The sequence below is a fragment of the uncultured Anaerococcus sp. genome (assembly GCF_963510575.1).
Classification (GTDB): Bacteria; Bacillota; Clostridia; order Tissierellales; family Peptoniphilaceae; genus Anaerococcus.
In genome coordinates this window covers 1-9614 of sequence record NZ_CAUPFR010000069.1, presented here as the reverse complement: position 1 = coordinate 9614, position 9614 = coordinate 1, and the positions used below count along the sequence as shown (strand labels likewise).

At 36.4% G+C, this 9614-nt stretch carries 11 protein-coding genes; 6 read left to right on the top strand and 5 right to left on the bottom strand.

Annotation, left to right across the window (positions count from 1 at the left end; translation table 11 throughout):
• The 3 genes from RQ907_RS06035 to RQ907_RS06025 form a co-directional block, all read right to left on the bottom strand.
• Window positions 1-211: hypothetical protein (locus tag RQ907_RS06035; RefSeq protein WP_311492479.1), on the bottom strand; the 211-nt coding region annotated here is incomplete at its 3' end.
• A complete protein-coding gene (locus RQ907_RS06030) occupies window positions 183-1547 on the bottom strand; it encodes an ATP-binding protein (RefSeq protein WP_311492478.1) in 1365 nt (454 codons plus the stop codon). The genes RQ907_RS06035 and RQ907_RS06030, both read right to left, overlap by 29 nt.
• Window positions 1528-2241: a response regulator transcription factor gene (locus tag RQ907_RS06025; protein WP_311492477.1), complete on the bottom strand. Its 714-nt coding sequence runs from the start codon at window positions 2239-2241 to the stop codon at window positions 1528-1530. The genes RQ907_RS06030 and RQ907_RS06025 overlap by 20 nt, the downstream gene beginning before the upstream one ends.
• Window positions 2242-2367: 126 nt before the next feature.
• Between RQ907_RS06025 and RQ907_RS06020 the strand changes: the two genes are divergently transcribed.
• Window positions 2368-2619: a GlsB/YeaQ/YmgE family stress response membrane protein gene (locus RQ907_RS06020; protein WP_004828775.1), complete on the top strand. Its 252-nt coding sequence runs from the start codon at window positions 2368-2370 to the stop codon at window positions 2617-2619.
• A gap of 112 nt (window positions 2620-2731) precedes the next feature.
• Here the strand turns inward: RQ907_RS06020 and RQ907_RS06015 are convergent, their stop codons facing one another.
• Together RQ907_RS06015 and RQ907_RS06010 are read right to left on the bottom strand one after the other, a co-directional pair.
• A complete protein-coding gene (locus tag RQ907_RS06015; protein WP_311492476.1) occupies window positions 2732-3007 on the bottom strand; it encodes a hypothetical protein in 276 nt (91 codons plus the stop codon).
• 105 nt (window positions 3008-3112) lie between these two features.
• The gene (locus RQ907_RS06010; protein WP_311492475.1) at window positions 3113-5635 is read right to left on the bottom strand and encodes a transglycosylase domain-containing protein; all 2523 of its coding nucleotides are present in this window, start codon (window positions 5633-5635) and stop codon (window positions 3113-3115) included.
• Between the two features lie 116 nt (window positions 5636-5751).
• Here RQ907_RS06010 and hflX point away from each other — a divergent pair, with 116 nt between their 5' ends.
• The 5 genes from hflX to mraZ all read left to right on the top strand — a co-directional run.
• A complete protein-coding gene (gene hflX, locus RQ907_RS06005) occupies window positions 5752-6987 on the top strand; it encodes a GTPase HflX (RefSeq protein WP_311492474.1) in 1236 nt (411 codons plus the stop codon).
• Window positions 6965-7612 carry a YigZ family protein gene (locus tag RQ907_RS06000; RefSeq protein WP_311492473.1) on the top strand — a complete coding sequence of 216 codons (648 nt, stop codon included), beginning with the start codon at window positions 6965-6967 and terminating at the stop codon, window positions 7610-7612. Before hflX ends, RQ907_RS06000 begins: the two co-directional genes overlap by 23 nt.
• Complete coding sequence (locus RQ907_RS05995) at window positions 7612-8343, top strand: YebC/PmpR family DNA-binding transcriptional regulator (protein ID WP_311492472.1); 732 nt, start codon at window positions 7612-7614, stop codon at window positions 8341-8343. Before RQ907_RS06000 ends, RQ907_RS05995 begins: the two co-directional genes overlap by 1 nt.
• A 1-nt stretch (window position 8344) precedes the next feature.
• On the top strand, window positions 8345-9145 hold the full coding sequence (lgt, locus tag RQ907_RS05990) for a prolipoprotein diacylglyceryl transferase (RefSeq protein ID WP_311492471.1): 801 nt from the start codon (window positions 8345-8347) through the stop codon (window positions 9143-9145).
• A 102-nt stretch (window positions 9146-9247) separates the two neighbouring features.
• Window positions 9248-9614: division/cell wall cluster transcriptional repressor MraZ (mraZ, locus tag RQ907_RS05985; protein ID WP_311492470.1), on the top strand; the 367-nt coding region annotated here is incomplete at its 3' end.

Genomic DNA, 9614 nt, shown 5'->3' with positions numbered 1-9614 from the left:
GGATTATCAGGATTAAAAGAAGGGCCAAGGTCATCCTGCGCCTTCTGTAGACCCTTTCTTTCTCACGTTTGGATCTTTTCATCCTTGAGATTTCTCTTGGAGATAGATTTTCCCTATCTTTAATAATCCTAATTTGGTTTTTTTGGGGACTTTTGGTCCTCTTTGGTTTTTCGGTATTTTTTCTAGAGTAATTTCTCTTTCTTCTTGTCATGGGTCTCCCTATTATTTTTTTCAAAGATTATGGCAAAATCGCTACCTTCGCCAAGCTTTGACTTTACTTTTATCTTTCCGGATAGGGCTTCGACAAAATTTTTTGTAATTGCAAGACCGAGCCCAACACCATTTTCCTTGGTATTTCTCGAATCTTCAACCCTAAAAAATCTTTCAAATATCCTTGGTATATTATCTTCTTTGATGCCGATGCCAGTATCAGTTACATTTATAATGATATCTTTATCGGTTTCTCTAAGATGGATATTAATTTCTCCGTCCTTGCCGATGGCCTTTATAGCATTGGAAATAAGGTTTTGGATAATTTGGCTGAGTTTATCCTTATCTGTTGTGAAAATAACATTCTTATCAAGATGGGTTTGAATAGTAATGTTATTTAATCTAGCTTTAGCAAGGAAAGAACCAGCTATATATTCAATAAGCTCAGTGAGGTTAACTTCAGATATTGATAAAATTGCATAAGATACATTTTCATCAAAGGTATTTTTTAGGCCCACAACTAGACCTTCGAGCCTAAATATTTCATTGGATAAAATATCGAGTGTGGCTGGATCTGCATCGACAACCCCATCTTTCATAGCTTCTATGTAGAGTTTGAGGTTGGTAAGGGGAGTCCTTAGTTCGTGAGAAATATCCTGAGCGTATTGTTTTCTTATTGATTCCTGCCTTTTAAGGTTAGAGGATAGGTAGTTAATGTTATCCCTTAAATTTTCTATTTCTTTAATGTCCGTATCTTCAGCAATAAGGTCGTAATTGCCTTCTTTTATGGCAAGAGTTGATTCACCGATTGATGCGATAGGTTTTGAAATATTTGTAGAAAGGATAATAGCTATAACAAGACCGATGGCAAGTGAAATTGTAATCGCATATAAAACGGCCTGGGTAAAGTTGCCCTTCATTTCATTTATCCCAGTAAGGTCCCTATTGTAAAAAATTTCAATTTTACCTGCCTTGGAATTGTTATTTTCATCAATAAAGTTATATTCCTTTGTCAATATCCTAGAGTGGTCAGATTCGTCACGTCCCTTAAGGTCTTTGAGAAGCTTATTGTTCTGATCGTAATATTTTATATCTACCCTTTGGTCAACAGCCATATTTGCTAGGTAATCCCACATGGATTTTCCACTAATATTAGCATCATTATTTAATCTTGTAAACTGCTCTACAACTTCCTTAGGTCTTTTATCATCGATTGCCTTAAAGAGGTCGTTGTAGTTTATTGTGACCAAGAGAGTAATAAGGATAGAAAAAACTAGGATACAGGAAAGAATTCCCGCTATAAAGTTCTTTATTATCTTATTCTTGAGGGTAGTCATCTATGCCGCCAGACTTATAACCCATACCGTAAATGGTTTTGATATACATTGGTTTTTTTGGATTGTCTTCAATTTTTTGCCTAATATTTTTAATATGGGTATCTATAGCTCTGTCATAGGCATCGTAATCATAACCAAAGGTAATTTCTATAATCTCATCCCTGGTATAAATCTTGTTAGGATTTGAAAATAGGGTTTTTAGAATAGAAAATTCATTTTTTGTAAGGTAAATTTCTACTCCATCCTTAAAGAACCTGTTGTATTCAAGGTCCATCTCAAGCCTGCCGTCAAGGGTTTTTATGAGGTCTGCCCTAGGTATATTGTATTTTTCAATTCGTCTTAAAATAGCTTTTATTCTCTCAATTAGTTCCCTAGCAGAAAATGGCTTGGTAATATAATCATCGGCACCAAGCCTTAAGCCTGTGACCTTATCATCTTCTTCTACCTTAGCAGATAGCATGATAACAGGGACTTCAGACCTATTTCTTATTTCTTTAATCACATCCTCGCCAAGTATTTTAGGTAGCATGAGGTCTAGGATAACTAAGTCTATATCCTCTGATAAAAATTTCTTTAGACCCTCTTCACCATCAAAGGCTTGGTAAACTTCATAGCCTTCTTTGACTAGGTAGGACTTAACAATATTATTTATACTTTCTTCATCTTCTATTATTAAAATTTTAATCTTTTCCATAGTTCACCTTCCACAAATATTATACCTTTATCGAGCTATATTTCGCCTTATATTTTATTTAATGTTTAAAGTTTGGAAAATTGGGAATAAATATAAGGAAGAGAGAAGAAAAGAAAAGGAGATAATATGGGAAATTTAGGATTTATATGGACATTAATTATAGGAGCCCTTGCTGGATGGATAGCAAGTAGAATAATGAAAAGAGACGCCGAGATGGGCGGAATTGCAAATATATTTACAGGTGTGCTAGGTGGTTACCTTGGTAACTGGCTACTTGGAAACTATATGGGAGGCAAGTTCTCTCAAATAATTTCAGCCGTAGTAGGTGCAGTAATTTTATTATTCATCCTAGGATTAATCCAAAATCGTAAGAAATAGAGTCAGGCCTTGCCTGGCTTTTTTGATTGGAAAATTTATGAGCTTTGGAATATCGGGATAATCTTTGATTTTCATACTAAAAAAGAGAGTGCGTATTGCACTCCCTTTTAATTTATGGTTCTGGATCTTCTGGGACTTCTTCTTCAGCCTTAGGTTCTTTTTTCTCGGCTTTTGGTTTTTCGTCCTTTTCTTTTTCGGTTTTTTCTCCGTCTTCTTTTTCTTCTTCATCTTCCTCTTCGTCTTTCTCTTCTTCTTCCCCAAGATTTGAGTAAGCCTTAGGAAGTCTTTGATTCCAGTCTTTTGGATAGGTGTTGGCGAATTTTGTAGGGTCATAGTTGGACTTTGGATTTATAAAGGACCTTGTTACTATAAATCCTTCTGGCGTCATGTCGCTTGCTAGGAGGTTGTTTCTAGAGTCGACAGTTGCCCATTCGTGAACATCGTCTTCTTTGGTTGGTTTATTTTTTGGTACAAAGATTTATGTAATTACTGTTCATCTTGGGTCAGCTAGGGAAGCATCTGTTGGGAGCATACCACTCATGGTATCAACTTCCATAGACACAATTCCTTTTGGTTTTACAAAGTTGGCTGCCTTATAGCCTTCAAGGATTTTATTGTTTATGACATTCCACATAAGGGCAGCTCGTCCTGCAGATGATCCTGTTAGGGAAATATTTTGGTTATCACATCCCATCCAGATTCCAACTGTGTAATAAGGTGTATAGCCCATACACCAAAAGTCGTTGTAATCATCTGTTGTACCAGTTTTTGTAGCGAAGTCTATTCCTTTTAAGAAGATATTTTTGTAAGACTTACCTGCATCTTGGAGGGCTGAGGTTATCTGATAAGCTGTTTCTGGACTTGTTACTTCGTGGGTAATTTTATCCTTGTCATCAAATAGAACCTTACCTGTTGAATCAACTATTTTTGAGAATGTGAGTGGTTCTATATATTTTCCACCATTGGCAAGTGCCGCATAGGCCCCTGTCATATCTAGGGCTGTAAGTCCCTTGGTCATGGCACCTAGACCCATGGCTGCGAGGTTTTCGTCATTTTTATCCTTATCTTCATCGCTGGTTACAAAATTATCCTTGCCGTCTTCTTTGATTATGCCAAAGTTTTTGAGGTATTTTAGGGAAACGTCAATTCCCACCTTGTCAAGGGTTCTAACGGCGATTGTGTTTATGGATAGCTTGAGGGCTTCTCTTATAGGTTTAACTCCCATATAGTAGCCGTAGACGTTGCTTGGCCATGGTTTGCCTTCTTCATTCATCATAAATGGTACATCGTCAACACCTGTCGCTAGGTTAAAGCCGTTATCTAGGGCAGGAGTGTAGGTTGCAAGTGGTTTGATTGATGAACCTGGTTGGCGTGGTACAGATGAGGCCCTGTCTAGGATTCTCTGTCCTTTTTGGTCACGTCCACCCATGAGAGCCTTGATATGACCTGTCTTGTGGTCGATTATTACAGTTGATGACTGAGGTTGGATAACACCTTCTAGGTCCAAGTCGTAATAATCCTTGCTTATTGAAAATGTTCCGTCTTGGTAGGATTTTATGAAGTTTTTGTTTTCGTCTAAGAAAGATTTTGCTATAACAATATTGTCTTTATCATCTAAATAAATATTCTTATTTGTGGCTAGGTCTACAAAACCAGCCCTGTGGGTTCTTAGGTTTTTATTTTCAGGATCTAGGGAATAATAGTTTCTAAAAACAAGTTTGGTTTGGTCAAGGTAGGCCTTGCTTGTTGTTAGGACTATATTTCCCTTATCATCTTTGTGGGCATCATTTGCTGATAGCCTTATGTCGTTATTTTCGTTTAGGAAATTACCCTTTGAGAAATAAAGCACCTTGCCATCTGAATTTATTATGTTGCCCCACTTGTCATATTTCATATCCAATAGGGGAGCAGTGTTCCAACCTGATGTGTTGCCCATTAGGTAGGATGAGAAATCTGCATAAATATCTTCAAGATTTTTTTGCATTTTCTGATCTAGGGTAGTTGTTATTTTGAGTCCACCATAGTAAAGCCTATCCCAGGCTTGGTTTTCGCTCATGTCTTGTGTTTCCATGAGTTTGGCTACTACCTGCTTTTCTAGTAGGGAATTGAAATAAGATGTGATTTCAGTGTTGGCTCTTTCTGCGGGTTCTATTGATTTTGCTATATCAAATGATTTTGCTTCTTTTAGTTCAGTTTCACTTATATAGCCGAGTTCATACATCTTATCGAGGACGTAATTTTCACGTTTTAATGGTGCATCATTGAAAACTGCAGAATATTTTGTTCCATCAATAGAAAATTCGCCTAAAACTTTTTCATCAGTTATTTCACTGGTTTTGATTGACTTATATAGGGAATATTCAGATGGGGACTGGACTATACCAGCAAGGGCTGCACATTGGGCAAGGTTTAAATCCTTGACATCTTTGTTAAAATAAGTGTTGGCTGCCGCTTGGACTCCGTAGGAGTTTTGGCCCATAAAGACCCTATTTAGGTAAGCTCCGAGGATTTCTTCTTTTGTTAGGTGGTCTTCAATTTCTAGGGCGAGATAAATTTCCTTTATTTTTCTCTGGTAGGTTTGGTCGTTTGTAAGGTAGGTATTTCTTGCAAGTTGTTGGGTAATTGTTGACCCACCCCTTACAATGCCACCAGCCCTTAGGTTTTCAAATAAAGACCCTACTATAGAAATAACATCTATACCCTTGTGATCATAAAATCTTTCATCTTCTACAGCTACAAAGGCGTTCTTAAGATTATCTGGTATTTGGTCGTAGGAAACTATTTCTCTATATTGACTGGTTGCTATGGCATCAACTTCATTGCCGTCTTCGTCAACAACAGTCGAATTTTGGCTCATTTCGTATTTGATTGCATCTGCATCTATATCTGGTGCAGTCTTCATAACTTCAAGGATAGCTCCTCCTGTTATGCCAGCAAAAGCTATCATAATAGACCCTAAAAAAAGTATAACTATAAGTAGGGTTTTTATTATAATAGCGGATATTTTTTTAGTCATGTGGCCTCCGTATGATTTTAAAATTTATACTTACTTCTATTTTATCATTTTTTGCGGGGAACTTCCATCCTTTATTAAATTTTAGATAAAAGTATAATATTTGGGAAAGGATTTTTATGCAAGAAGTTATACAAGTAAATGTCCTATCCAAGGATGATAACGAAGAAATTAAAATATATGAATTAGAATCCCTGATTAATACAGCGGGAGGTAAGTCTGTTGCCTTTGTAAGCCAAGTGGTGACCAAGGTCAACCCAAGATTTTATATAGGCAAGGGAAAACTCGAAGAAATTAGGGATTTAGCAGATAAATTAGAAGTGAAAACCATAATATTTGATGTGGAATTATCAGCCAGTCAATTATATAACCTCGAAGAAGAGCTAAAACTCAAGGTTGTTGACTGGACATCTTTAATTTTAGATATTTTTGCCCAAAGGGCCCACACCAAGGAAGCAAGGCTTAAAATAAAACTTGCTCAGCTAAAATACCAACTACCAAGGATTAATAAGTGGTTTGCTTATTTGTCACGTCAGGCAGGTGGAATTGGTACCAGAGGACCTGGTGAAACCATGCTTGAAACCGATAGGAGGGCTATAGAAAGAGATATTAGATCTTTAGAAAAGGCCCTTAAGGATATAGAAAAAACCAAGAGAATCAACCGTAAATCTAGGGATAATATTTTTAACATTTCCCTTGTGGGCTATACCAATGCTGGAAAGTCAACGATTTTAAATGGGATGATGAGATTATTTGGGTCGGAAAAATATGTTTATTCTGATGACCTTCTCTTTGCAACCCTGGATACATCTACAAGACGCCTTGATTTTTCAAATACAAAAGTCACCTTAACTGATACAGTAGGTTTTATCGACAATCTTTCCAAGGAATTAAATGATTCCTTCCTTACAACCCTAGAGGAAATCAAGTTTGCCGATATGCTTTTAATCGTAATTGATGCTAGCCACAATATTGACGGGCAAATTGCGACTATAGATAAGTCCTTAGATGAAATTGACCTAGATGGTAAGCAAATAATTTATGTTTTCAATAAAATGGACAAGGTTGAAAGTTCCACACCAGCTTCTTTATATAAAAGAGACTACGAGAGAATTTTCATCTCAGCCAAGAACGATGCTGATCTAGAAAATTTAAAAAATGAGATAGTCAAGGTCATAAAAGAGGAATATAGGGAAGTAAGTATGCATATTCCTTTTTCTGATGGCAAGGTCTTAGATTATTTTATGACCAATTACGATATCATAAAAACTGATTATGATAATAAGGGTACTATAATTAAGCTTGAGATAAATAAGGGAGACTATGGTAAGTATGAATCCTATATCGACAAATGACTATAAGACAATAAAAGGAACGGAAGTTTCCGAATTTGAGGTGGAAAAATCGGTCTTTATCACTACTGCTAAACACGTTGAAAGTGAAGAGGAAGCCATAGGATTTATCGAAGAAATTAGGGAAAAATATAAGGATGCAACCCACAACTGCACAGCCTATATTATAAACAAAACGCCTGTCATAAAAAGATACAATGACGATGGTGAACCCCAAGGCTCTGCAGGACTTCCTATGTTATCAGTTCTTGAAAAAGAGCAAGTGACAAATGTGGCTGTGGTTGTAACCAGGTATTTTGGAGGAAAACTTTTAGGTAAGGGTGGTTTAATCCGTGCCTACACCAAGGGGGTAGCTGATACAGTTGGACCAAATGCCCTTTACAAGAGAGACTATTTGAGAGTAGAATTAATTTTGTCTTATAATATTTTAGGTCAAATCGAAAATTATCTTAATGAAGAAAAGTACCAGGTAATCGAAAAAACTTATACAGATGAAGTAAAGATTGAACTTTATGTAAGAGCTGACAGGTACGAAAAGTTTTCTAAAGACCTAATAAATATGACAAGTGCGAATATAATAATAAATAAAAAAGAAGAGCTGATGCTCTATGAGACAAGGAGTAAATAATGTCTGGACATAATAAGTGGAGTAAAATTAAAAATAAAAAAGGTAGTGAAGATGCTAAAAAAGGTAAAATCTTCACCAAACACGCTAGGAATATCACAGTAGCTGCTAGGGAAGGTGGACTTGATCCTGAATACAATGCCAGCCTTAAAACTGCAATAGAAATGGCTAAGGCAGATAATATGCCAAATGATAATATAGAAAGAGCCATCAAGAAAGCAAGTGGTGCAGCAGGTGGAGATAATTTTGAAAGATTAATCTACGAAGGCTACGGCCCAGGTGGGGTAGCCTTTATAGTTGATTGCCTAACTGATAATAAAAATAGGACTGCACCAGATGTTAGACATATCTTTGACAAATTTGGCGGTAATCTCGGTACAGATGGATCAGTAATGTTCCTCTTTGAGAAAAAAGGAGAAATCATTGTAAATGGTGAAGGCAAGAACTTTGACGACTTTATGATGGATGCCTTAGAAGCTGGTGCAAGTGATGTAGATGACCTTGAAGAAGGATATTTTGAAGCCCTAACAGAAGTAAATGACTTTAACAACACCCTTGATAAGCTTAGGGAAATGGGTTATAAGATTGAAAGAGCAAATATTTCCTACCTTGCAAATGAGATAGAAGTTGACCCTTCCCACCACGAAAAACTTAACAAATTAATAGATGCTCTTGAAGATAATGATGATATCCAAGAGGTCTACAACAACTGGGCAAGCCCAAGCGAGGACTAGGATGGAATTTAATATAGATAGGGTTGCCTTTTCTATCTTTGGCATGGATGTCTATTGGTATGGGATAATTATTGTAGCAGGCATCCTAGTTTCTTCGATTTTTGCAAAAAAAGAATTTGAAAGAAGGGGTTATAAGGGAGATATAGTTGACGATATCCTCTTTACTATCCTTCCTGTAGGAGTTATCGGTGCTAGGCTTTGGTATGTGATTTTTGAATGGGACTACTACGGGGCTCACCCAAATGAAATCATAGATATCAGGGGAGGAGGTCTTGCCATCCAAGGTGGCATTATCTTTGGCTTAATTGCCCTTTACATTTTTAGTAAGGTCAGGGATATACCTATGGTTGACCTTACAGATATCTTATCTCCTTCCCTTGTTTTTGCCCAAGCAGTTGGACGTTGGGGAAACTTTACCAACGCCGAAGCCCATGGATATCCAACAGATTTGCCTTGGGGAATTATCATAGATGGGGTCAAGGTTCACCCAACCTTTTTCTATGAATCACTTGGAGATTTTTTGATATTTTTATTCTTAGTCCTATATAGGTATAAAAATCCATCCAAGGGTTTCATTTCAGGTATATATTTTCTAGCCTATGGGATTTTAAGATTTTTTGTAGAAGGTTTGAGGACTGATTCACTCTATGTCTTTGGCCTAAGGACTGCACAACTAGTATCAATAGTATTTATGGTAGTGGGAATTACTTTATTAATCTATGCTAAAAGGGAAAATCTCCCACCACATTTTTATAAGGATAATAAAAAAGAAAAACAAGAGAGAATCATCAGATTCAAATAGGAATCCGACCAGTTTTTAAAACTGGTCTTTTTGTTTGCTTTTTTTTAGTAAATAGGATAAAATAAAGATGAAGTGGAAGATAGTGGTAAAAGGTGGTAAATAATGTTTCTAGGTGAATACATCCACAAATTGGATAATAAAAACAGAATAATGATGCCTAGCGACTTTAGAGAAGAACTTGATGGATATTTTTACCTCACCAAGGGCCCAGAAAAGTCCTTGATAGTTTATACTGAGGAAGAATTCCAGAAAAGATCCGCTTCCCTTGACCAACTAGTTTACGAAAATAAGAAAAATCGTGCCATAAAGAGGCTATTTTTCTCATCCACTGTCAAAGTCAATCTTGATAAACAAGGTAGGATTTTGATTAACAAATCTTTGAAGGACTATGCTGGTATCTCAGATGAGGCCATTTTGATTGGCAATAATACTACCATAGAAATATGGGATAAGAATATCTGGGATGAAT

What these genes read in the sequence shown, in the direction of transcription:
- lgt (WP_311492471.1), top strand. Translation starts at nt 8,345, where the DNA reads ATGGAATTTAATATAGATAGGGTTGCCTTTTCTATCTTTGGCATGGAT.
- RQ907_RS06025 (WP_311492477.1), bottom strand. Translation starts at nt 2,241, where the DNA reads ATGGAAAAGATTAAAATTTTAATAATAGAAGATGAAGAAAGTATAAAT.
- hflX (WP_311492474.1), top strand. Translation starts at nt 5,752, where the DNA reads ATGCAAGAAGTTATACAAGTAAATGTCCTATCCAAGGATGATAACGAA.
- RQ907_RS06015 (WP_311492476.1), bottom strand. Translation starts at nt 3,007, where the DNA reads ATGACGCCAGAAGGATTTATAGTAACAAGGTCCTTTATAAATCCAAAG.
- RQ907_RS06000 (WP_311492473.1), top strand. Translation starts at nt 6,965, where the DNA reads ATGAATCCTATATCGACAAATGACTATAAGACAATAAAAGGAACGGAA.
- RQ907_RS06010 (WP_311492475.1), bottom strand. Translation starts at nt 5,635, where the DNA reads ATGACTAAAAAAATATCCGCTATTATAATAAAAACCCTACTTATAGTT.
- RQ907_RS05995 (WP_311492472.1), top strand. Translation starts at nt 7,612, where the DNA reads ATGTCTGGACATAATAAGTGGAGTAAAATTAAAAATAAAAAAGGTAGT.
- RQ907_RS06020 (WP_004828775.1), top strand. Translation starts at nt 2,368, where the DNA reads ATGGGAAATTTAGGATTTATATGGACATTAATTATAGGAGCCCTTGCT.
- RQ907_RS06030 (WP_311492478.1), bottom strand. Translation starts at nt 1,547, where the DNA reads ATGACTACCCTCAAGAATAAGATAATAAAGAACTTTATAGCGGGAATT.